The organism is Comamonas sp. UBA7840, from assembly GCF_002501455.1.
GTDB lineage: Bacteria > Pseudomonadota > Gammaproteobacteria > Burkholderiales > Burkholderiaceae_C > Comamonas > Comamonas jiangduensis.
The window spans coordinates 1-20,696 of sequence record NZ_DLTI01000012.1 but is presented as its reverse complement, the minus strand read 5'-3'; the positions used below and the strand labels follow the sequence as shown (position 1 = coordinate 20,696).

Sequence of the window (20,696 nt, the reverse complement as noted above, 5' to 3'; positions counted from 1 at the left end):
GCGATCTCCGGAATGTCTCAATGAATCGGTCAAATAGCAAACAGGCCTGCAGTGCTGTCTCGCACCGTCAGGCCGCAGACCGCTTTTTACACCAAGTTAGAGCTGGCTTTCTCGCGCAGCTGTCGCAGTGCCCGCGCACGGCCTGGGGCAATCTGGGGCACGGCATTCAGCAGCTTTTGCGTATAGGGGTGCTGGGCATGGTTAAACAGCTGTTTGGGGCTGCCACGCTCCACCACACTGCCCTGCTGCATGACGATGACTTCCTCACACAAATGATTGACCACGGCCAGGTCGTGGCTGATGAGCAAATACGTCATGCCAAAGCGTTGTTGCAAGTCCAGCAGCAGGTTGAGCACCTGGGCTTGCACCGAGACGTCCAGCGCACTGACCGGTTCATCGGCCACGATGAGCTGGGGGTGGGTGATCAAGGCACGGGCAATCGCAATACGCTGGCGTTGGCCGCCCGAAAACTCGTGCGGATATTTGCCCAGATCACTGGTTTGTAGGCCCACTTGGTGCAACACCTCGGCGGCTTGCTCGCGTTGCTCGGCGCACGTGGAGCGGCTCAACGCATCCAGGGGCTCTGCCACGATGCGTGCCACGGTCATGCGCGGATCCAAAGAGCCATAAGGGTCTTGGAACACCATCTGGTAGTTGCGCCGCGCCGTGCGCATGGCTTTGCCAGAGAGGGTGTGGATGTCTTGCCCATCCCACAGCACACGGCCGGTGCTGGGGATGTCCAGCCCCATGGCCAGACGCGCCAGGGTGGATTTGCCCGAGCCTGATTCGCCCACAATGCCGACGTTGCGGCCGCTGTACACGGTGAGATCCACGCTGTGCAGGGCATGTACCTGCGGCGCTGCTTGCCACAGTTGGCGCCGGGGCAAGCGATAGGTTTTGCCCAGTGCCTGGGTTTGCAGCAGCGGTGCACGAATGTGGTCAGGCGTCATTTCCAGGCCTCTGTATTGCCTGGGCGCATGGCCTCGGGGCGCAGGCAGCGCACCTGGTGTACGCCCAGGCTGCTGTGTTCAGCTTCTTGGGGTTGAAAGCTGGGAATGCCTACGCGCTGGGGCTTGTTGTCGTTGCACTGCGCTTGGGTGAACGCGCAGCGCCCGGCGAAGGTGCAGCCATGCGGCAAATCGCGCAAGCTGGGGACGCTACCGGGAATGGTGAACAAGTCCAGCGGCTTGCCACTGGGCTGGCGGGGCGCATCCAGCCGTGGGCGTGCGGCCATCAACCCTCGGGTATAGGGGTGGCCCATGTGGCGAAAGAGGGCGCCGGTGGGCCCGCTTTCTACAATCTGGCCGCCATACATGACCAGCATGTCGTCCACGTTTTGGGAGATCACGCCCAGGTCATGAGAGATGAGGATCAGCGCCATATTGCGCTCTGCCACCACTTCATTGATGAGATCCAGAATCTGCTGCTGCACCGTCACGTCCAGTGCGGTGGTGGGTTCGTCCGCAATCAGTAAGTCAGGCTCACAGGCTAGCGCCATCGCAATCGTGATGCGCTGGCGTTGCCCGCCCGAGAATTGGTGCGGGTAGTCGTGCATGCGGCGTGGGGCGTCAGGAATGCCTACGCGCTCAAGCAAGGCAGTGGCTGCCTGCAGTGCCTGCTGGTGTCCCAGCCGTTGGTGCAGTCGCAGCGGCTCTGCCACCTGGCGCCCAATCGGGTGTACTGGGTTGAGTGCGGTCATCGGCTCTTGGAACACCATGGCGATACGGTTACCACGCATGGCTTGCCAGTCGCGCTCGGTTTGTCCGAGCAGCTCACGTCCCTCCCAGCGTATGCTGCCGGTGACACTGGCGTTGTCGGGCTGCAGCCCCATCAGCGTTTGCGCGGTCAGCGATTTGCCACTGCCGGACTCGCCAATAATGCCCAGCGCGTGTCCACGCTCCAGCTTGAACGACAGGTGGCGCAGCGCTTGCACAGCGCCTTGGCTGCTGCGCAGAAAAAGGTTCAGTCCGGTGACTTCAAGCAGTGGCATGGCGGTCTTACGGCATTTAGCGTTGGCGCGACAGGCGCGGGTCCATCACATCGCGCAGGCCGTCGCCTAGCAGATTCAGCCCCAACACAGACAACGCAATGGCTACGCCGGGAAACACGGCCAGCAGCGGTGCTTGGAACATCAGGGTCTGGGCATCGCTGAGCATGCGTCCCCACGATGGTTGCGGCGGCTGGGTGCCCAGTCCCAGATAAGAGAGGGCAGCTTCCGCCAGAATGGCCAGTGCAAACTGGATGGTGGCTTGTACGGTGAGTACGCCCAAAATATTCGGCAGCACGTGCTGCAGCGTGATGCTGAAGCGGTTTTTGCCGCAAGCGCGTGCAGCCATGATGTACTCGCGCGCCCACACGGCATTGGCCGAGGCACGGGTAATGCGTGCAAAGGTAGGAATGTTGAAGATGCCAATTGCGATGATGGCGTTGACCATGCTGGGGCCAAACACGGCGGTCATCATGATGGCTGACAAAATGGCCGGAAAGGCTAAGGTGAAGTCAGACATGCGCATGATGACTTCCTCCACCCAGCCGCGCAGGGCAGAGGCCAACAAGCCCAAGCTAACGCCAAACACCACCCCGATACCCACAGCAATCACGCCCACGGCAATCGAGCTGCGTGCCCCCACCATGATTTGTGAGAGCACATCGCGGCCAAAAGCATCGGTGCCCATCCAGAACTGGGGGCTGGGTGGCAGCAGCTTGGCCTCCATATTCATGGCATATGGGCTCCAGGGCGTCCAGATAAAAGACAGCAGCGCACCCACTAGCAAGGCCAGGGTGAGGATGCCGCCAATCACAAAACTGGGGTGGTGCAGCCCGCGCTGCAATATGGTGCGGGGCTGGTTCATAGATCGCTGGCTTTCACGCGGGGGTCAATGGCGGCATACAGCACATCCACCACAAAGTTCACAAAGATCACCATGGCAGCCAGCAGCATCACGCAATTGCGCACCACAATCAGGTCGCGGTTGGCAATCGACTGAAAAATCAAACGGCCTAAGCCGGGCAGGTAAAACACGTTTTCCACCACGATGGTGCCCGCCAGCAAATTGGCAAACTGCAGGCCCATGACGGTGATAACGGGAATCAAGGCATTGCGCAGCACATGGCCCCACAGCACCGCGCGCTGGCTCAAACCCTTGGCACGGGCAGTGCGCACAAAGTCTTCGCGCAGCACCTCCAGCACGGCAGAGCGGGTGATGCGCGCCAAAATGGCAGCCTGCACCACCGCCAAAGCAATGGCTGGCAGCAGCAGGGCTTGGAGCGCGGGCCAGAAACCGCCGCCCATCTCAGCGCTCCAGCCGGGGAAGCCGCCAGCCGAAAACCATTGCAGCTTCACCGAAAACAGCAGGATCAGCAGGATGGCAAACCAGAAGTTGGGGATGGCAATGCCCAGCTGGGCCAGGCCCATGATGCCGATGTCGCCCAGCTTGTTGTGTCGTGACGCGGCGTACACCCCAGCCAGCAAGGCCAGCACCGTGGTGATGACCATGGCCAGCACTGCCAGCGGCAGTGTCAGTGCCAAGCGCTCTTGCACCAATTCCCACACGGGTGAGCCGTAGGCATAGCTGTTGCCGAGATGACCCGTGAAAAACCCGGCCATCCATTCCATGTAGCGCTGCAGCGCAGGCTGGTTTAGCCCCAGTTGCTCGGCCATGGCAGCCACGGCCTCGGGGTCGGCATCTGGCCCCATCAGCACCTGCGCGGCATTGCCCGGCAAAATTTCCAGCACCGCGAACACTACGGCAGATGCTCCCAGCAGGGTGGCAATCAGCGTCAGCAGTCGTTGGAGGAGAAAAACACTCATGGAAACAAAGCGGTCAAGGGGAAGCGGGCACAGAGCATAGCGGCAAATCCCACAGTGCAAAGCATGGAAGTGTGCGCCAGATATCCAGTAGACGATGCGGGGCACGATAATTGCGCCTATGTCCCCTGTGTTGAACACCTATGACCGTGCGGCCACCGTTGGCGCGGCCTTGTGCCAAGGAGGCGTGTAATGGCGCTAATGATCACGGATGAATGCATCAATTGTGATGTATGCGAGCCAGAGTGCCCCAATGATGCCATTTACATGGGGGAGCTGATCTATGAGATCGACCCCCGCAAGTGTACCGAATGCATCGGTCATTTTGAGGAGCCTCAGTGCATGCAGGTGTGCCCGGTCTCATGCATTCCTGTAAACCCCGAGTTTGTGGAAAGCCGAGAGACTTTGCTGCAAAAGTTTGAGCGCTTGCAGGCGCAAGCTGCCCAAAGCTAAAACTTTTCAAATATCAATGAAATTGGCTGCTAGCGCTTATGCAGTAAGCGCTAGCAGCTATTTTTTTATTCTTCGGTTGCAGGGCCGGAGGCTTCTGTCGGTGGCGCTGGCTTGCGCGCTGGTTTGGGGCGAGGTGGCTTGTTGGTATTGATTTGTACCGTTGCCTTGTCCATGTCGCCCGCCACCAGCAATGGCCATGCCTTCAGGCTGCGATCAATCTGCTCTTGGATGGCGTTCCACTGATCTTGGGGCGGTTTTTTGAGTACCCAGCCCGAGACCTCTCCTTTTTGCCCGGGGTGGCCAATACCGACGCGCAAACGCCAGTACTCTGGGCTGCCCAACTGGGCGTGAATATCACGCAAGCCGTTGTGGCCGCCATGGCTGCCGCCCTTTTTGAGCTTGATTTGGCCGGGTTCAAAATCCAGCTCATCATGAACCACCAGCACTTCTTCGGGCTTGATCTTGAAAAAACGTGCCAAGGCACCGACGGATTTGCCCGACAGGTTCATGAATGTTTGGGGTTGCAGCAACCACACCGTATTGCCTTGCACATTGGCGCGTGCGACCAAACCCCAGTAGCTGCGCTCGGGCTGCAACTGTACTTTGAGCTCACGGGCCAAGCCATCAATCCACCAAAAGCCGGCGTTGTGGCGTGTGTCTTCGTATTCCGGGCCGGGATTGCCCAAGCCCACAAACAGTTTGATCATGTGAGGATTATCCAATCAGGACTAGAGACGTCGTATCACCCAGCAAAACAAATGGCCCACAGAGTGGGCCATTTGTTTTGCTCACAGCCTTTACAAGCTGTGAGTGACAGAAAGAGAAAATTACTTCTTCTTCTTCTTGTCTGTAGGCGCAGCAGCCACAGGTGCAGCAACCGCAGCTTCGGGCAACTTCACAGCCACCAGAGCAGGGTTCTTGTTAGCGCCGCGAGCGATGATCTTCACGCCAGCAGGAGCCTTCACAGTTTGCAGACCGGGGATGATCTTGGAAGTCAGCTTGGACAGGTCCACAGCGATGAACTCAGGAGTCTTCGCAGGAGTTGCCAGCACGGAAACTTCTGTGATCAGAGGTGTCACAGTGCCGTTTTCGGAAGCAACGGCAGGAGACTGCTCGATGTTTTCGTAGCGCAGAGCAACCTTGGATTCCACCTTGGTGTTCTCGTCCACGCGTTGGAAGTCAACGTGCAGAACCAGAGGACGGAAAGGGTGGAACTGCACATCGCGCAGAACAACCTTGGTGGACTTGCCGTCAACTTCCAGGTCCAGGATCGAAGTGTGGAATTCTTCCTTCTTCAGCGCGTGGAACAGGTTGTTGTGGTTGATTTCAATTTTCTGGGCTTCTTGGCCAGCACCGAAAACGATACCAGGTGTGTTGCCGGAAATACGCAGGCGGCGGCTCGCACCCGTACCTTGCAGATTGCGCGATGTTGCGACGATTTGCATAACTAACTCCAATATGAGTGGACCGCGACCAGTCCCACTCGGTTGATAACCAAGGCACAAGCCTTGGATGAAACTCCGGAAAACGCAAGCCTCCCGAAGGAGGCTGATGCAGATTCCCGAAGGAAAATTTAGTCTTGGAACAGGCTGCTGACCGAGTCACCGTTTTGAATACGGTTCATGGTTTCAGCAAACAAAGGTGCCACAGACAGTTGGCGAATCTTGCTGCAAGCTTGGGCAGCAGGACTCAGAGGAATGGTATTGGTCACCACAACTTCGTCCAAAGCGCTGCCTTCAGAAATACGCTGGATGGCTGGACCCGAGAAGATGGGGTGTGTGCAGTAGGCATACACATTCTTCGCACCGCGCTGCTTGAGCACTTCAGCGGCTTTCACCAGTGTACCGGCAGTGTCGATCATGTCATCCATGATCACGCAGTTGCGACCATCGATGTCACCAATCACGTGCATCACTTCGGAGACGTTGGCCTTGGGGCGGCGCTTGTCGATGATGGCCAGATCACAACCCAGTTGCTTGGCCAGTGCACGAGCACGCACCACACCACCCACGTCAGGAGAAACGACGATCAGGTCTTCGTACTTCTTCTGGTTCAGGTCACCCAGCAACACGGGGGATGCGTAGATGTTGTCCACGGGAATGTCAAAGAACCCCTGAATTTGGTCGGCGTGCAAATCCATGGTCAGCACGCGATTCACGCCAGCGGCTTGCAGCATGTTGGCTACCAGCTTGGCAGTAATTGCAACGCGGGTAGAGCGCACACGTCGGTCTTGACGGGCATAACCAAAGTAGGGGATCACTGCGCAGATGCTTTGGGCGGACGCGCGCTTCAAAGCATCCACCATCACCAACAACTCCATCAGGTTGTCATTGGTCGGGGCGCAAGTAGGCTGCACCACAAACACATCGCGGGTGCGAACGTTTTGCTTGATTTCTACGGTCACTTCACCGTCAGAGAAACGGCCAACATCTGCAGCGCCCAAAGACGCGCCAAGATGTTTGGCGATTTCTTCGGCCATGCTGCGATTGGCATTGCCCGTAAAAACCACGAATTCAGAATTGTTGGATTGCATGAGCTTCCCAGTATTGGGTTTGCTTGAACGCATGAAGATATTTGGCAGGGGAGGAAGGACTCGAACCCTCGCATGCCGGAATCAAAATCCGGTGCCTTAACCAACTTGGCGACTCCCCTACACTGGTCAATTGTCATCGATAACAATGAACCGGTAGCTTTTTATTCTGGCACCCAATGCAGCAAAGGATGTTTTTCCAGATTGTTGCAAAGCTTGATTTGCCAGTTGCTGGATGCAGCTTGTAAATCAAAATCTTTGCATTTTTGTGCAAACACTGCACTTCCTGAGCCTGTCATTATAGCACGCATCCCTTGTGAGTTAAGCCAACGTTTGGCTTCCATTACATCGGGGCAAAGTGCTTCAGCAACTGGCTGCAAGTCGTTGTGGCCAAAGCCATAGTGATCTGCAGCAAAGTCTTCGATTATAGCAGGCTTTGTATTGCGTTGCAGGCTGGGCGAGCCAAAGATGCTCTGGGTGGTGAGACCGGCTTCGGGCTTGATGACCCAGAAGCTGCTTGGTGGCAGGGTGGCTGTGCCAGATAAAGGCGTAATTTGTTCGCCGATGCCTTCTACCCATGCATTGCGGCCACGGATGAAAAAAGGGATATCTGCGCCGAGTTGCACACCTATATGTTCCAGATCAGCACGGCTGAGGTTGAGATTCCACATGCGGTTCAGTGCCATCAGTGTAGATGCCGCATCGGATGAGCCACCGCCCATGCCTGCTTGGGACGGAATGCTTTTTTCGATGGAAATGCGCACACCTTGTGTGCAACCCGTTGCGGTTTGCAGCGCTTTGGCTGCGCGCGTACACAAATCATCTGCAGGAAGTTGGGCCTGAGGGTTGAGGTCTAAGCGAGAGATTTCAGTGCTTTGAAGGTGTTCGAAGTGCAGCAGGTCTTGCCAGTCGATCAGCATGAAAACAGACTGCAGCAGATGGTAACCATCTGCACGTTGGCCGGTGATGTGTAAAAACAGGTTGAGTTTGGCGGGAGCCGGGACGTCGTAAAGACTGCGCATGGAGAAAGCTAAAGCGTATGCACGGAGGTGCTGTGAGTTATTCGGGGCGCTGTAAAACCACACGCAAAGTGGCTTGGGGAAGCGGGGTGATGCGCTGCGCAGTAATTCGCCCTTCGGCATGGCGACTGAGGTCAACCTGCCAGCCATCGGCTGTCACTGCCAGGCCCTGCAGCCAGCCAAATAGTGCCTCTAGTGGCAATGCCGTCCCCAGACTTTGTCGCAAGAGTGCGTGCAGCGAGTCGGAAGGGGTGATGCGATCACCTTGCTGCAGTGTTGCCAGTCCAGGCTGCCACTGTAGCTGGGCAATTTGAGATCCCAGTGGGTTGAAAATGTCCAGGCGACCTTGCACCGGCGTGCCTTGCAGGTGGAAAGAGGCGCTGAATGACTGCTCTTGTGCCAAAGGATCAAGGACTTGCAAACCCAGGCGGCCACTCCAGCTGTGGGCAATTTGTGCCTGTGAGGTCTTCAGGGCAGGGGAGGCGCTGCAGCCCGAAAGAGCCGCAGCACTTGCCAGTGCCAAAACCATCAGCCCTTGTACAGGGAAATGCTTGCGGGCTTTCACCATGGCTTAAGGCCTGACTTGCAAACGGTTCAACGTGGCGCGCAGCGTTTCATTGTCTGCATCGCGCTCCAGCGCTTGGCGCCATACGGCGCGAGCGCGTTCTTTGTTGCCTATGCTCCACAGCACTTCGCCCAAATGCGCAGCAATTTCTACATCTTCGCGCTGGGCGTAGGCTTTTTCCAGCAGTTCCAAAGCCTTGCTGTTGTTGCCCATGCGAAATTCGACCCAGGCGAGGCTGTCGGTGATGAATGGGTCATCGGGCGCCAGTTGCAGTGCGGATTCGATCAATGATTTGGCTTCGGGTAAACGGATGCCACGATCGGCATATGAATAGCCCAGAGCATTCAGTCCATGGTGGTGCGTGGGGTGTTTGGCAATCAGGTCACGCAGGATGTTTTCCATCGCATCGACTTTGCCTGCACGCTCGGCCAAGATAGCCGTTTCATACGCAATATCGGGGTCGTTGGGCAACTGCTCGTGCAGTGTGAGTTGCAGTAAATAGGCCTCTTGAGGAGCATTGTTCTCGCGCAGCAAGGCGACTTCTGCTTGGCGCTTTTGCATCGCTTCTGCGTCGTTTCTTGCAGGTGTCGCACGGATCAGCGCGCGTCCTTGTGCCAGCTTGCCTTGTTTGGCCAGCGATTGTGCTTTGAGGCTTTGGACGTTCAGCAAGGCTTCGTTGTCAGGGATTTTCTCTAGCCACTGAAGTGCCAGCGCATAGTCTTTGGCTTGAAGCGCAATGCGCCCGCCCAGTAAATACGCTTGGGACAAGACATAGCTGCGCTGTGCTTCGTTGGAAATGTCTTGGGCAATGTTTTCTACCCGCTGCATGGCTTGCTGTGCTTTGCGCCATTTGCCGTTTTGGGCATAAATGTTCGCTTGTGCCATCCAGGCATCCACCATGTCTGGGTTGGCTTTGAGCAAGGGGGTGAGTTGATTTTGGGCATCGTCCCAGCGGTTTTGGCCCATCAATACCCGCGTATACGCCATTTGAATGGTAGGAGCAGGCTTGTCGCGCATGTAGTCTTGCGCCATGGCCTCTGCTGAAGGCATGCCCGTTTCCATCAGCTCTAAAGCCAACAAAGCCGTTGCACCGTTGCGTGGGCCTTGTGCGTAGGCATGTACCAGCGCCTGCAGCGCAAAGTCTTTTTGGTTGGCATTGATGCGCATGTGACCGATCGTGGCCCATGCCGCAGGCGCAAGGTCTGGGTTTTGCAGGTCCGGTTGAAGGGCTTGCTCTACGACGGCTGCCGCCAAGGCTTTGTCCGTTGCACGGCTATAAAGCTGCGCAACCGCGAGATAAGTTGCAGGCTTGGCTGCGTTGTTCGTCCATGCCACTTCGCGCGATAAAGGCTCTTGCGATTCAGAAATGCGATTGAGTCGCAACAAAATTTGCAGCAAATAGCGATTGGCATCTCTCGATTGCGGGAAATTGGTTTGCCACTCGTTGGCCACAATGAAGGCTTGTTGGCCGGAGCGCGATTGCAAGGCAATTTCGGCAGCGCGTTGGTAGAGCTGCTGGGACTGACTTTGGCGCGCAGCATCCATAAGCAAAGCGATGGCATTGGTAGCATCGCCTTGGGAGGCGGCCATCTCTCCCACCAAGAGGTCGTAAAACAACTCCGCATCCAGTGCAGCGGCCTCATCGGCAGGCGAAGGTTGCAAAGCCTCGGCGTTTGGATCCAAGGATGGGGGCGCTTCTTGCGACCATGCGGGCAATGTTCCGAAAACAAGTACGGAAATAAGGGCCAAGCGCCAATTGCGGAGTGTGGAGACCATCGGCTCATAATAATCCAAGCATTTCATTGTTGTGAGCGAAATGATCAGATGCCAGAACTTCCAGAGGTTGAAGTTACCCGCCGAAGCTTTGCCCAGCAAATTCAGGGGGCGCAAGTTGTCTCTGTCACTTTAGGCAAGCCTTTGCGCTGGGCGCTGGGTTGTGAGCCTGCCCATTTGGTGGGTGCGACGGTGCAGCAAGTGCGCCGCAGGGGTAAATATTTGCTGCTGGATCTTGATCGCGGCATGTTGATGATTCACCTTGGAATGTCCGGCAGCCTGCGCTTTGCAAGTGATTTGCCTGCGCTGGGAAAGCATGACCACTTTGACATGCATACGAGCCAAGGTAGCTTGCGCTTGCATGATCCTCGGCGCTTTGGCGCTGTGATTGCGACACAAGGCGAGAGTGATCCTGTTGCGCGCAAATTGCTGGATGGTTTGGGGATGGAGCCTCTGGACGAGGCACATTTCATCTGGCAGCGTTTCTACGCGGGGCTGCAGTCCAGCCGATCACCCATCAAGCCATTGCTGTTGGGAGGCAAGTTGGTTGTAGGGGTGGGCAATATTTATGCTTCCGAAGTCTTGTTTGCCAGCCGCATTGCGCCCACGGTTGCTGCCAACACTATCAGTGTGCAAAAAGCCAAGCGCTTGTTCCAAGCCATTCGTGAGATTTTGGCGATTGCCGTGGAGCGGGGTGGAACCACGTTGCGCGACTTTTCCAGTGCCGACGGCATGCCGGGGCACTTCCAGACACAAACCCAGGTATATGACCGTGCGGGGTTGCCTTGTACCCATTGTGGCAAGCCCATCAGGCTGTTGCGGCAAGGGCAGCGCAGCACGTACTACTGTGCGTATTGTCAAAAAGCTTGAGGAAATCGGCAATGGCGCCATGACCCCTACAAAACGCTGGCGCTATATTGGAGGGCTTACTGCCATAACACTGCAACGAGGGAGAGATTGTGGGCCCTTCATTTAGCGAGCAATTTGACCGGTTTGGCCATTGGCGCAAAGGTTTTGCGGGCCAGATGGCGGCTTTTAGTGACTGGCTGGCTGCACAAGATTTGCTGGACGCGGCAGTGCAAGATCATTTGCAGCGGCTAGAGGCCCTGCTGCGCGGCGATAAGGTGTGCGTTGCCTTTGTGGCGGAGTTCTCGCGGGGCAAATCAGAACTTATTAACGCGGTGTTTTTTGCGCACTATGGGCGGCGCATCATGCCGGCATCGCCTGGGCGCACCACCATGTGTCCGACCGAACTGGGTTACGACGCTGCGTTGCCTGCATGTTTGCGTTTGTTGCCGGTAGAAACGCGTGCGCAGCCTTACAGCTTGGCAGAGTGGCGCAGCCGCCCTTCCACGTGGGTGCAACTGCCCTTGGATGTGCATGATGCCGATCAACTGGCCTATGCCATGGCACATGTGGCACAGGTGCGCAAGGTGTCAGTGCAAGAGGCGCAAACTTTGGGCTTTTGGAGCGATGCGCCCGGGGCGGAAAACCCGGTGTGCGATGCGCAGGGAATGGTGGAAATTCCCAAATGGCGCCATGCGCTGATCAATATGGCGCACCCCTTGCTCAAGCAAGGGCTTGTGATTGTGGATACCCCGGGGTTGAATGCGGTGGGCACGGAGCCAGAACTGACCGTCAACCTGATTGCGCAAGCCCATGCCGTGGTGTTCTTGCTGGCAGCCGATGCCGGCGTGACGAAGTCAGATTTATCGATCTGGAAAGAGCATTTGCTGCCTTGTCATCGTGAAGGTGATGCGCATCTGGTGGTGCTCAACAAAATCGACACCTTGTGGAGCAGTCTGGATTCAGGCACCGAGGTGCAAGTGCAGCTCAATCGCCAGCGTGCGCAAAGCGCACAGATCCTGGAGATTGATCCTGCCCGGATCGTGCCTTTGTCTGCCCAAAAGGGGCTGATGGCAAAGATAGAAAGCAATGCTGCGCTCCTTAAAAGCAGTGGCCTGCCGCTGTTTGAGGATCTGCTGGCGCAAGGCATTTTGGCGCATCGCCAAACTATTTTGCGCAATGTGGTAGTTGAGGGTGTGGCGCAGTTACAAGCGCAGGTGCTGCGTTCGATCCACATCCGCCAGCGCGATTTGGATGAGCAAATGCTGGAGCTGCGCAGCCTGCGGGGTAAGAACGCCACGGTGATTGAGAACATGCGCCAACGTATTCAGCAAGAGCAGCGCACGTTTGAGGCCAGCACGGCAAAAATTTTGGCGGTACGCTCGGTGCATTTAAAGCTGATGAACCAAGCGTTTCAGCTTTTGGGTGCGACATCGCTGCGCAAAGAGCTGGAGCAGCTCAGCAGTGCACTGGAGCATTCGGGCTTGAAAATGGGCGTGCGCAAAGTTTATGCCTCCACCTTTGAGCGTTTGCGTGGCCTGGGCGAGCAAGCCAAAGTGGCTGCGGCGGAAATTCAGGCCATGCTTGGCGCTACGTTCAAAGACCTGAATGCGGAGTTTGGGTTTTCGCTGCAGCTACCGGCGGACTTGCAACTGCATGACTTTGACCGTGAACTGGCCAACATTGAAGAAAGCTATTTGCAGTACCTGGGCTTTGGCCATGCGCTCAAACTTGCCAATCCGTTGTTTGGGCAACGCATGGTCAAGGCTTTGGGCATGCGGCTGCGTGCGGTGTTTGAATCCGCAGCCAATGACCTGGATTTATGGAGCAAAAGCGCGACCTCACAGCTTGACGCACAATTGAAAGAACGCAAACGCAGCTTTGCACGGCGTATTGAAGCGGTAGACCGCATCAACGAAGCGGCCAGTGGGCTGATGGAGCGCATTGCTGAAATTGAGTCGTCCGATCAGCAGCTCCATTTGCTGGAACAGCGCCTGGGGCAATGGATGCAGCAACTGCTGCAACCCGCTGAGCCTGCAGCGCAGGAGCTCGGTGCGACGGAGCAGACCGCGTGAAAGCTGCGTTGATTTTTTTGCTTTAGCCTTCTCTTTCTCCTTTGAGTCATTCCAACCCTTTGATCGCTGCGGATGTGGTGCAGTGGCAGGCCAGCCATGGCCGTAACCATCTGCCTTGGCAGCAAACCCGTGATCCCTACCGCGTATGGCTGTCTGAAATCATGCTGCAGCAAACCCAGGTCACTACCGTCTTGGGTTATTACGAGCGGTTTTTGCAGCAGTTCCCGGATGTGGCCAGTTTGGCTGCCGCGCCTGAAGATGATGTGATGGCGCTGTGGAGCGGACTGGGTTATTACAGCCGCGCGCGCAATCTGCACCGATGTGCCAAGGCGGTGGTGGCCGAGCATGGGGGCGCTTTTCCGCGCACGGCTGCAGTGCTGGCTACGTTGCCGGGCATTGGCCGCTCTACGGCTGCAGCGATTGCATCGTTTTGCTTTGGGGAGCGCGCAGCCATTTTGGATGCCAACGTCAAACGTGTGCTCACACGGGTGCTGGCGTATGGCGAAGACCTCTCCAGCAGCCGCCATGAAAAAGCCTTGTGGGCGCTGGCAGAGGATTTGCTGCCCGCACAGGATCTGCACAACACCATGCCGCGCTACACCCAGGGTCTGATGGACTTGGGTGCCACGGTGTGCTTGCCGCGCAACCCTTCGTGCTTGGTGTGCCCTTTGCAGCCCAAATGCCAAGCGGCGCAGCAAGGGAATGCAGCCAGCTATCCGGTAAAAACGCGCAAAACCAAACGCAGCACACAAGCGTGGTGGCTGCTTGTGCTGCGCGACGCAGCAGGCCATGTGTGCTTGCAGCGGCGCCCATCCACTGGGGGAGACACCGGTATTTGGGCCGGGCTTTTTAGCCCACCGGTATATGCCAGTGCACAGGCGCTGGAGGAAGGCTGGGCTGCGCTGGGCCTGGCTGCCACGGCGCGCCAGGATTGGCCCGCACAGCTGCATGTGCTGACGCACCGCGACTTGTTTTTACACCCGGTGGTGGTGGATGTGGCAGGGGCGCAGCCTGCGCTGGGCCAAGCTGTGCAGGGCTGGAGCTGGCAGTCTGGCGCAGACTGGCCGCAGCTGGGGTTGCCTGCCCCGGTGCGTAAATTGCTGGAGGCGCTATAAAAAGAGAGCTGGCGGCGCTTATATATATTGGGTTTCAGGTGTAAAAATGGGATTGCTAAATAGGTATTTGAATATCTTGATCCCACAATCGTTTGCTCAGCAAGTACCCGGTTTGGGGCTTCAACGATGCCCCAAACTTGCGCTGCCAGACAAATAGCAGCGAATGCAAGAGCGCGGTAGCGCTCTTGCTATATGCATGCGTCTTTCTCCCAAGCCGAGCCAAGTACCAACGCAACTTATTGTTCAAACTCTCAATGTGATGGGTATGAGCCTTGCCTACCGTGTGCTGCTCAGCCTTGATGATGGCCTTATAAGGCCGATGTGCATCCGTGCAGTAATGAATATGCGCATCCATAGGTAGTTGAGGCTGAAGCACTTTGGCTGTTTTCGTTCCTCGCTCCCCAAGTGCGAAACCGACGATCTGGTGACTTGTCCTGTCTATTGCCCACCACAGCCAGATGGGCTGTTTTTTGAGCCCACATAACTCCACATCTCATCGGCCTCAATGACCGATAGATCTTTGGCTGTTGGCGCTTGAAGTGCTTTGCCAGCAACTTCTTTGCGCACCCAACCTAACACTGCGTTGTGGCTCACGTGCAATAGACGTTCGATTTTTCTTGCGGCAATACCTTCGGCATACATCGCCAAGGCCAGTGCTTTGATCTTTGGATCGATGAGGCGCAAGTCCTTGTCACCAAAGGTTCGGCGACATCCCATGCACATCCATCTTTGTCGTTTGTGGCGGCTCAGGCCAATCTTTTGTGTGTGATGGTGATTGCAGCGAGGGCATTGCATGGCGGAACGGGAAAAGGCATGGAATATAGCGCTTCGCACCATCTCCATACCTCATGCGCAATCCCGTAAAAATATCTGAAACCTATAGAAATCAAGCGCTATAAGCTCTCTTTTTTAAAATTTTTAGTGGGATGGTGTCTGTGCCAGTGCGCGGCTGTCCATCTCGCGGTGGCGGCGCAACGTGGACCACTGGGCCTGGTAGCGCAGCGCCAGTTGCTCCACCAGATACACCGAGCGGTGCTGCCCACCCGTGCAGCCCACGGCGACAGTGACATAGCTGCGGTGGTTGGCATTGAGCACGGGCAGCCAGTGGTCGAGAAACTGCGCAATATGCGTTTGCATGGCACCCACATCAGGTTGCTGGCGCAAAAAGTGCTGTACGGGCTCGTCTTTGCCGCTCAGGGGGCGCAGTTCGGCGTCGTAATACGGGTTGGGCAGCATGCGCACATCAAACACATAGTCCGCATCGACAGGAATGCCGTGTTTGAAACCAAAGGACTGGAACACCAGCGTCATCTGGTTGGTGGGCGCTTTGAGCAGGGCTTTGATATAGCTTTGCAACTGTGCACCGCGGATGTTGCTGGTGTCGATGACATGGGCGTACTCACGAATGTCGCCCAGCAACTCGCGCTCGCGCTCGATGATTTGCACCAGGTCTTGGCGCCCGTCCGGGCCTTCGGACTGCGACAAGGGGTGACGGCGGCGCGTTTCGGAAAAGCGGCGCACCAAGGTAGCGGTGGAAGCATCCAGAAACACCACATGCAGGTGCAGCCCCGAGGCTTTGAGGCGCTGCAGCTTCTCCAGCTCGCGCGGCAAATTGGGCAAGCTGGTGGCGCTGCGCGCGTCAATCGCAATCGCCACGCGCTTGCCGTGGTGGGCGTGCTGCAGGCGCACAAAGTCTTCCAGCAGCTCGGGCGGCAGGTTGTCCACGCAGTAGTAACCGGCGTCTTCCAGGGCGTGCAAAGCCACGGATTTGCCCGAGCCTGACATTCCCGTAATCAGCACAATTTCTAAATCTGTCATGGCTTGGCGTGGCTCCATCAAGGCGTGTTGGCGGCGTGCAGCATCTCGCGTGCATGCGCCATGGTGGTGTCAGAGATTTTTTCGCCCCCCAGCATGCGGGCAATTTCTCGCTCGCGCTGGGCGGTGTCGGTGGGGGTGACGGTGCTGCTGGTGCCCGCTTTGTCCCGTTTTTTGGCGACCACGTAATGGTGGTCGGCACAGGCGGCCACCTGCGGCAAGTGGGTGACCGCCAGTACCTGGCGGTCTTTGCCCAAGGCGCGCATGAGCTTGCCCACGGTTTCGGCCACAGCGCCCCCCACGCCTGAATCTACCTCATCAAAAATCAAAGTGCCTGCATGGCCCAGTTCACTCGTGGTCACGGCAATTGCCAGCGACAGGCGCGAGAGTTCACCGCCAGAGGCTACTTTGCCAATTGGCTTGGGCGTGGCGCCCGGGTGGCCCGCCACCAGGAACTGCACGCTGTCCATACCGTGGGGGCTGGGTTCTGCCAGCTTGTCCAGCTGCACTTCAAAGCGGCCACCTTGCATGCCCAGGCCTTGCATGGCCTGCGTGATGGCCCGCGAGAGTTTGGGGGCAGCCTTGGCACGTTCCAGTGACAGCTCTCGCGCAGCGGCGTGGTAGGCGTCGCTGGCTTGTTGCTCGGCTTTGCGCAGGCGGCCAATGTCTACCACGGCGTCTAACTGGCGCAACTCTTCACGCCACGATTGCAGCAGGCTGGGCAGCTCTTGCGGCGTGCGCTTGTAGCGGCGCGCCAGTTGCATCCACAGCGATAGGCGCTCGTCCAGCTCGGCGAGTTTGTCCGGGTCTAACTCGGTGCGGCGCAAATAGATTTGCAGCGAATGTTGGGCGTCGTTGATCTGCGCAAGACTGGAGGCCAAAACGTCTGCAATCGCTTGAAATTCGGGCTCTAGGTGCTCTTGATCTTGAAGCATGTCTTGGGCGCGGCTCAGCGGCGTGCTGGCGCCAGCTTCATCATCTTCCAGCAGGTGTAGCGCACCCTGCGCCGCTTCCAGCAGCGCTTGCGCGTGTGACAGGCGGGTGTGCTGGGTGTTGAGTTCGTCCCACTCCTCCATGCCAGGGCTGAGTTTGTCCAGTTCCCCAATCTGCCACTGCAGACGCTCGCGTTCGCGCTGCAGCGTGTCTTGCGCCGCGATGGCGTGTTCCAAATCCTTGGCTGCAGCGCGCCAGACCATCCAGTGCTGGCGCAATGCTTGCGTGCTGACGTTGGCATACGCGTCCAGCAGTTCGCGCACGGCATCGGCGCGTGTCAGGCTTTGCCAGGCGTGCTGGCCGTGGATGTCCAGCAACTCTTCGCCCAAGCCGCGCAGCTGCGTGGCGGTGGCGGGGGCACCATTGATCCAAGCACGGCTGCGCCCTTGGCTGTCAATCACGCGGCGCAGCAGCAGGCTTTCTTCCAGCGCAAAGCCGCCTTCTTGCAGCCAGTGCTGCAGGTGGTCGGGGCAGTCAAACTCGGCACTGATGTCGGCTTGCGTTGCGCCTTCACGTACCACGCCAGAGTCAGCACGGCTGCCCAGCACCAGTTGCAGCGCATCAATCAAGATGGATTTGCCCGCGCCGGTCTCCCCGGTCAGCACGGTAAAACCGGTGTGCAAATCCAGCTCCAGCTGCTGCACGATGACAAAGTCGCGCAGGGCAATGCGTTTGAGGGCCATGCTCAGTAGCCTCCCTCGTTCCAGCCCAGCTTTTTGCGCAGCGTCGCGAAGTAGTTCCAGCCGACAGGATGCAAAAAGCGCACGCTGTGTTCGGAGCGGCGCACGTAGATGCGATCGCCGTGCAGCAGCGAGGCGAGCGATTGCATGTCGAAGTTGGCACTGATGTCGCGCCCACTCACCACTTCCATCATCACTTCGGTCTGGTCAGACAGCACGATAGGGCGGTTAGACAGCGTGTGCGGGGCAATCGGCGCCATCAGCCACGCTGGAATGGAGGGGTGCATCAAGGGGCCGCCCACCGACAAGGTGTAGGCGGTAGAGCCTGTCGGCGTGGCCACGATCAAACCGTCGGCCCGCTGGTTTGACAGAAAACGACCATCTACCTCGACACGCAACTCCACCATGCCCGAGGTGCCGCCGCGGTTGACCACAACATCGTTCATTGCCAGCGCTTCAAACACGGTTTCTTCGTTGCGCACCACACGGGCATGCATTAAAGGGCGAGACTCTTGTTCGTACTCGCCGTGCAGCATGGGCAGCAGGGCTTGCGGGTAATCTTTCAGGGGAATATCGGTCACAAAGCCGAGACGGCCTTGGTTGATCCCAATCAGCGGCGTGTTGTGCTTGGCCAGTTGGCGCGCAATCCCCAGCATGGTGCCATCGCCGCCCACCACAATACCCAGGTCACAATGCTGACCCAGGTCGTCGACATCCAGTGAGGCAAAACTGCTGTGTAGCCCGGTGTGGAGTGCTGTTTCAGCGTCCAGCACGACTTCACAGCCTTGCTCGCGCAGAAAATCTGCAATACCTTGGAGAATGTGGCGAGACTGCTCTGTAGCAGTGCCGGAAGTGGTGGCGGACTGGTATTTACCCACCAGTGCGACATGGCGAAACTTGGACGTCATATCGGAAATTACATCATTAAAATCAAAACATGCTCGATGAACGTGCCAAGTTGTTGTTGAAAGCGCTGGTCGAGCGCTATATCTCGGACGGCCAACCCGTAGGGTCGCGCACGTTATCGCGCGCTTCTGGCTTGGAATTGTCGCCTGCAACCATTCGCAATGTTATGTCTGACTTGGAGGAGATGGGGCTGATCGTCAGTCCCCACACCTCGGCAGGCCGCATTCCCACAGCGCGTGGCTACCGCTTGTTTGTCGACACCATGCTCACTGTACAAAACAGTGGCTTGATTGCTCCAGAACTGCCGGCTGAGCAGCCGCAAAAAGTCATCGCGAATGCCGCGCAACTGCTCTCGAACATGTCGCAGTTTGTTGGCGTGGTGATGGCGCCTCGACGCAGCTCGGTGTTTAAGCACCTGGAATTCGTCAAGCTGTCAGAGCGGCGGGTGCTGGTCATCATCGTCTCCCCGCAAGGCGATGTACAAAATCGCGTGATATTTACCGATGTGGAGTTCTCGTCGACGCAGTTGCTGGAAGCGTCGAACTTCATCAATGCGCATTATGCAGGGCTTGATATGGAGCAGGTGCGCGAGCGTATGCAGCAAGAGGTGGAGCAATTGCGCGGCGAAGTCGCCAGCCTGATGCAAGCCGCTGTGAACGTCAGTGCAGAAGTCATGACACCAGCGCCGCAAGAGCAGGTCATCATTTCTGGTGAGCGTAATTTGCTGGCGGTGAGTGATTTTTCCAGTGATATGAGCAATCTGCGCCGCGCTTTTGATCTGTTTGAGCAAAAGACCCAAATTTTGCGCTTGCTCGATTTCTCCAGCAAAGCCGAAGGGGTGCGCATCTATATCGGCGGGGAGAGCCAAGTGGTGCCGTTTGAGGAGCTGTCAGTGGTCAGCGCGCCTTATGAGGTGGATGGGCAGGTGGTGGGGACTTTGGGGGTGATCGGCCCTACGCGCATGCATTACGACAAGATGATTCAGATTGTGGACATTACCTCCAAGTTAGTCAGTAATGCGCTGAGCCACCAACGCTAGCCGTTACAATGCGAGAGTTTTGTGCGTTCCAACGAATGAGCAAAACCCGGTTGGGGCGTTAGCTCAGTTGGTTAGAGCAGAGGACTCATAATCCTTTGGTCGACAGTTCAAGTCTGTCACGCCCTACCAATGAATTCAACGGGTTACGAGAAATTGTAACCCGTTTTTTCATTTGTACTGTCAACGGAGTGTCCACGCATTGACTCAGGTGCATCTGCTCTTTGCAGGGTGTCTTGTTGCCTTCAAGCTGGCTCCAGCTCTAGTTTTTTGCTTCTGTTTGAGCTTTCGCTAAGCAATTGAATTTGTTTTTCTAATTTTTCGATCCGCGCGTCTTGTTGTTCTCGCTTGTTGCCGTACTTTTTTGTGCAGTACACATATGCGGCAATGATTCCAAACTCAAATAGCAAGAATATGCACTCAACCATCAAGACGTTCTGAATTCTGGTGGGAGGCTCTTCTGATTGAACATAGACGTACAGATAAGTTGTCGCAAATAGCCCACTGATTAAATAGATGCCGTACTCACACCATCGTTTTAGTGAGTCAAACCAGCCCTGCAAAATTATTTTTGCCTTACGACGTTGAGAGCTTTTCCAGGTCAGGAAAGCAAATACAAGCGGTGCAATTGCGCTGATAGCACCGACAACGACCATTAATATTTCCATAGATATCTCCTCTTTGGGGATTCTATGCAGGGTAATTTCAGCAGCTATAGGTCTTTTGCAGATTCCAGCCTTGATGGTCACTGGTTTCAATGTTTGGTGGACAGTGTTCTGATTTCATCTGGACAGCTCACCACTCCACTTGGACAGCCTGCTACTTCGGCTAAGTCTCCGTTTCTTTCTCAAGGATAGGGTCAGCCCGAGTGCCAGGATTTAGCCCCCAAGCGGTGTCCGGCGCGCTGTGTCCGTTTGCTTCGTCGGTGCAGCCTGTTGCTAACCACAAAGCGAATTGCGGCCATTGTTTTGCAGCCGTCTCAATCATCTGAACAGTGGGGCGTTGTTTTCTGCTCCAAAAATTTTTCCAACTAGCCGCAGGAACCCCTGTCATCTCTTCTAGCTGTTGATTTCCACGCAGAA

The 20,696-nt window shown here is 56.9% G+C and carries 21 protein-coding genes, 2 tRNA genes and 1 pseudogene; 6 read left to right on the top strand and 18 right to left on the bottom strand.

Translation table 11 applies throughout. The annotated features are described in order from the left end of the window. Positions 1–86: 86 nt before the first annotated feature. The 4 genes from B3R00_RS02305 to B3R00_RS02290 are packed head-to-tail and all read right to left on the bottom strand — an operon-like array spanning position 87 to position 3,811. On the bottom strand, positions 87–950 hold the full coding sequence (locus tag B3R00_RS02305) for an ATP-binding cassette domain-containing protein (protein ID WP_286997202.1): 864 nt from the start codon (positions 948–950) through the stop codon (positions 87–89). After that, complete coding sequence (locus tag B3R00_RS02300) at positions 947–1,990, bottom strand: ABC transporter ATP-binding protein (protein WP_286997201.1); 1,044 nt, start codon at positions 1,988–1,990, stop codon at positions 947–949. The genes B3R00_RS02305 and B3R00_RS02300 overlap by 4 nt, the downstream gene beginning before the upstream one ends. A 16-nt stretch (positions 1,991–2,006) precedes the next feature. Further along, entirely contained in the window at positions 2,007–2,852 is an 846-nt protein-coding gene (locus B3R00_RS02295) for an ABC transporter permease (protein WP_286997199.1), read from the bottom strand. Next, on the bottom strand, positions 2,849–3,811 hold the full coding sequence (locus B3R00_RS02290) for an ABC transporter permease (protein WP_286997198.1): 963 nt from the start codon (positions 3,809–3,811) through the stop codon (positions 2,849–2,851). The genes B3R00_RS02295 and B3R00_RS02290 overlap by 4 nt, the downstream gene beginning before the upstream one ends. Positions 3,812–4,000: 189 nt before the next feature. Between B3R00_RS02290 and B3R00_RS02285 the strand changes: the two genes are divergently transcribed. Beyond that, positions 4,001–4,261, top strand: a complete 261-nt coding sequence (locus tag B3R00_RS02285) for a YfhL family 4Fe-4S dicluster ferredoxin (protein WP_286997197.1) — start codon at positions 4,001–4,003, stop codon at positions 4,259–4,261. A gap of 65 nt (positions 4,262–4,326) precedes the next feature. Here B3R00_RS02285 and pth read toward each other — a convergent pair whose 3' ends face one another. From pth to B3R00_RS02250, 7 genes are all read right to left on the bottom strand, one after another. Further along, entirely contained in the window at positions 4,327–4,968 is a 642-nt protein-coding gene (gene pth / locus B3R00_RS02280; RefSeq protein ID WP_286997195.1) for an aminoacyl-tRNA hydrolase, read from the bottom strand. 120 nt (positions 4,969–5,088) lie between these two features. Beyond that, complete coding sequence (locus B3R00_RS02275; protein ID WP_286997194.1) at positions 5,089–5,706, bottom strand: 50S ribosomal protein L25/general stress protein Ctc; 618 nt, start codon at positions 5,704–5,706, stop codon at positions 5,089–5,091. Positions 5,707–5,834: 128 nt separating this feature from the next. Continuing rightward, on the bottom strand, positions 5,835–6,794 hold the full coding sequence (locus B3R00_RS02270; protein ID WP_286997192.1) for a ribose-phosphate pyrophosphokinase: 960 nt from the start codon (positions 6,792–6,794) through the stop codon (positions 5,835–5,837). Positions 6,795–6,836: 42 nt separating this feature from the next. Next, a tRNA-Gln gene (locus B3R00_RS02265) sits at positions 6,837–6,913 on the bottom strand. Positions 6,914–6,955: 42 nt separating this feature from the next. Next, entirely contained in the window at positions 6,956–7,813 is an 858-nt protein-coding gene (gene ispE / locus B3R00_RS02260) for a 4-(cytidine 5'-diphospho)-2-C-methyl-D-erythritol kinase (protein ID WP_286997378.1), read from the bottom strand. 37 nt (positions 7,814–7,850) lie between these two features. Beyond that, positions 7,851–8,378 carry a lipoprotein insertase outer membrane protein LolB gene (locus tag B3R00_RS02255; RefSeq protein ID WP_286997191.1) on the bottom strand — a complete coding sequence of 176 codons (528 nt, stop codon included), beginning with the start codon at positions 8,376–8,378 and terminating at the stop codon, positions 7,851–7,853. Positions 8,379–8,381: 3 nt separating this feature from the next. Further along, a complete protein-coding gene (locus B3R00_RS02250) occupies positions 8,382–10,058 on the bottom strand; it encodes a tetratricopeptide repeat protein (RefSeq protein WP_286997189.1) in 1,677 nt (558 codons plus the stop codon). Positions 10,059–10,199: 141 nt separating this feature from the next. Here B3R00_RS02250 and mutM point away from each other — a divergent pair, with 141 nt between their 5' ends. From mutM to mutY, 3 genes are all read left to right on the top strand, one after another. Further along, on the top strand, positions 10,200–11,018 hold the full coding sequence (gene mutM, locus B3R00_RS02245; protein ID WP_286997187.1) for a bifunctional DNA-formamidopyrimidine glycosylase/DNA-(apurinic or apyrimidinic site) lyase: 819 nt from the start codon (positions 10,200–10,202) through the stop codon (positions 11,016–11,018). Positions 11,019–11,107: 89 nt separating this feature from the next. Further along, positions 11,108–13,069, top strand: a complete 1,962-nt coding sequence (locus B3R00_RS02240) for a dynamin family protein (protein ID WP_286997186.1) — start codon at positions 11,108–11,110, stop codon at positions 13,067–13,069. Between the two features lie 41 nt (positions 13,070–13,110). Continuing rightward, positions 13,111–14,184, top strand: a complete 1,074-nt coding sequence (mutY, locus tag B3R00_RS02235; RefSeq protein WP_286997185.1) for an A/G-specific adenine glycosylase — start codon at positions 13,111–13,113, stop codon at positions 14,182–14,184. 55 nt (positions 14,185–14,239) lie between these two features. Here mutY and B3R00_RS16335 read toward each other — a convergent pair whose 3' ends face one another. The 5 genes from B3R00_RS16335 to B3R00_RS02215 all read right to left on the bottom strand — a co-directional run bounded on the left by B3R00_RS16335 (position 14,240) and on the right by B3R00_RS02215 (position 18,580). Further along, entirely contained in the window at positions 14,240–14,674 is a 435-nt protein-coding gene (locus B3R00_RS16335; protein WP_376747639.1) for an IS1 family transposase, read from the bottom strand. After that, positions 14,623–14,979 carry a transposase-like zinc-binding domain-containing protein gene (locus B3R00_RS02230; protein ID WP_286997184.1) on the bottom strand — a complete coding sequence of 119 codons (357 nt, stop codon included), beginning with the start codon at positions 14,977–14,979 and terminating at the stop codon, positions 14,623–14,625. The genes B3R00_RS16335 and B3R00_RS02230 overlap by 52 nt, the downstream gene beginning before the upstream one ends. 123 nt (positions 14,980–15,102) lie before the next feature. Continuing rightward, a complete protein-coding gene (gene rapZ / locus B3R00_RS02225; protein WP_286997183.1) occupies positions 15,103–16,002 on the bottom strand; it encodes an RNase adapter RapZ in 900 nt (299 codons plus the stop codon). Positions 16,003–16,019: 17 nt separating this feature from the next. Then, complete coding sequence (recN, locus tag B3R00_RS02220) at positions 16,020–17,675, bottom strand: DNA repair protein RecN (protein ID WP_286997182.1); 1,656 nt, start codon at positions 17,673–17,675, stop codon at positions 16,020–16,022. Between the two features lie 2 nt (positions 17,676–17,677). Then, positions 17,678–18,580 carry an NAD kinase gene (locus B3R00_RS02215; protein ID WP_286997181.1) on the bottom strand — a complete coding sequence of 301 codons (903 nt, stop codon included), beginning with the start codon at positions 18,578–18,580 and terminating at the stop codon, positions 17,678–17,680. A gap of 29 nt (positions 18,581–18,609) precedes the next feature. On the opposite strand from B3R00_RS02215, the gene hrcA reads away from it, so the two are divergent. Next, on the top strand, positions 18,610–19,617 hold the full coding sequence (gene hrcA, locus B3R00_RS02210; protein WP_219163791.1) for a heat-inducible transcriptional repressor HrcA: 1,008 nt from the start codon (positions 18,610–18,612) through the stop codon (positions 19,615–19,617). 52 nt (positions 19,618–19,669) lie between these two features. Next, positions 19,670–19,746: transfer RNA gene (locus B3R00_RS02205), tRNA-Ile, on the top strand. Positions 19,747–19,859: 113 nt separating this feature from the next. On the opposite strand, the gene B3R00_RS02200 is transcribed toward B3R00_RS02205, so the two are convergent. Together B3R00_RS02200 and B3R00_RS02195 are read right to left on the bottom strand one after the other, a co-directional pair. Continuing rightward, entirely contained in the window at positions 19,860–20,363 is a 504-nt protein-coding gene (locus B3R00_RS02200; RefSeq protein ID WP_286997180.1) for a hypothetical protein, read from the bottom strand. Positions 20,364–20,442: 79 nt separating this feature from the next. Then, positions 20,443–20,696, bottom strand: a pseudogene (locus tag B3R00_RS02195) (hypothetical protein); the annotation flags it as partial.

Bases quoted from the DNA above. Each gene is read 5' to 3' on its own strand.
- B3R00_RS02255 (WP_286997191.1), bottom strand. From the start codon at position 8,378: ATGGTGAAAGCCCGCAAGCATTTCCCTGTACAAGGGCTGATGGTTTTG.
- B3R00_RS02300 (WP_286997201.1), bottom strand. From the start codon at position 1,990: ATGCCACTGCTTGAAGTCACCGGACTGAACCTTTTTCTGCGCAGCAGC.
- B3R00_RS02230 (WP_286997184.1), bottom strand. From the start codon at position 14,979: ATGCAATGCCCTCGCTGCAATCACCATCACACACAAAAGATTGGCCTG.
- B3R00_RS02285 (WP_286997197.1), top strand. From the start codon at position 4,001: ATGGCGCTAATGATCACGGATGAATGCATCAATTGTGATGTATGCGAG.
- hrcA (WP_219163791.1), top strand. From the start codon at position 18,610: ATGCTCGATGAACGTGCCAAGTTGTTGTTGAAAGCGCTGGTCGAGCGC.
- recN (WP_286997182.1), bottom strand. From the start codon at position 17,675: ATGGCCCTCAAACGCATTGCCCTGCGCGACTTTGTCATCGTGCAGCAG.
- B3R00_RS02215 (WP_286997181.1), bottom strand. From the start codon at position 18,580: ATGACGTCCAAGTTTCGCCATGTCGCACTGGTGGGTAAATACCAGTCC.
- B3R00_RS02305 (WP_286997202.1), bottom strand. From the start codon at position 950: ATGACGCCTGACCACATTCGTGCACCGCTGCTGCAAACCCAGGCACTG.
- B3R00_RS02290 (WP_286997198.1), bottom strand. From the start codon at position 3,811: ATGAGTGTTTTTCTCCTCCAACGACTGCTGACGCTGATTGCCACCCTG.
- pth (WP_286997195.1), bottom strand. From the start codon at position 4,968: ATGATCAAACTGTTTGTGGGCTTGGGCAATCCCGGCCCGGAATACGAA.
- rapZ (WP_286997183.1), bottom strand. From the start codon at position 16,002: ATGACAGATTTAGAAATTGTGCTGATTACGGGAATGTCAGGCTCGGGC.
- ispE (WP_286997378.1), bottom strand. From the start codon at position 7,813: ATGCGCAGTCTTTACGACGTCCCGGCTCCCGCCAAACTCAACCTGTTT.
- B3R00_RS02275 (WP_286997194.1), bottom strand. From the start codon at position 5,706: ATGCAAATCGTCGCAACATCGCGCAATCTGCAAGGTACGGGTGCGAGC.
- mutM (WP_286997187.1), top strand. From the start codon at position 10,200: ATGCCAGAACTTCCAGAGGTTGAAGTTACCCGCCGAAGCTTTGCCCAG.
- B3R00_RS02295 (WP_286997199.1), bottom strand. From the start codon at position 2,852: ATGAACCAGCCCCGCACCATATTGCAGCGCGGGCTGCACCACCCCAGT.
- B3R00_RS02270 (WP_286997192.1), bottom strand. From the start codon at position 6,794: ATGCAATCCAACAATTCTGAATTCGTGGTTTTTACGGGCAATGCCAAT.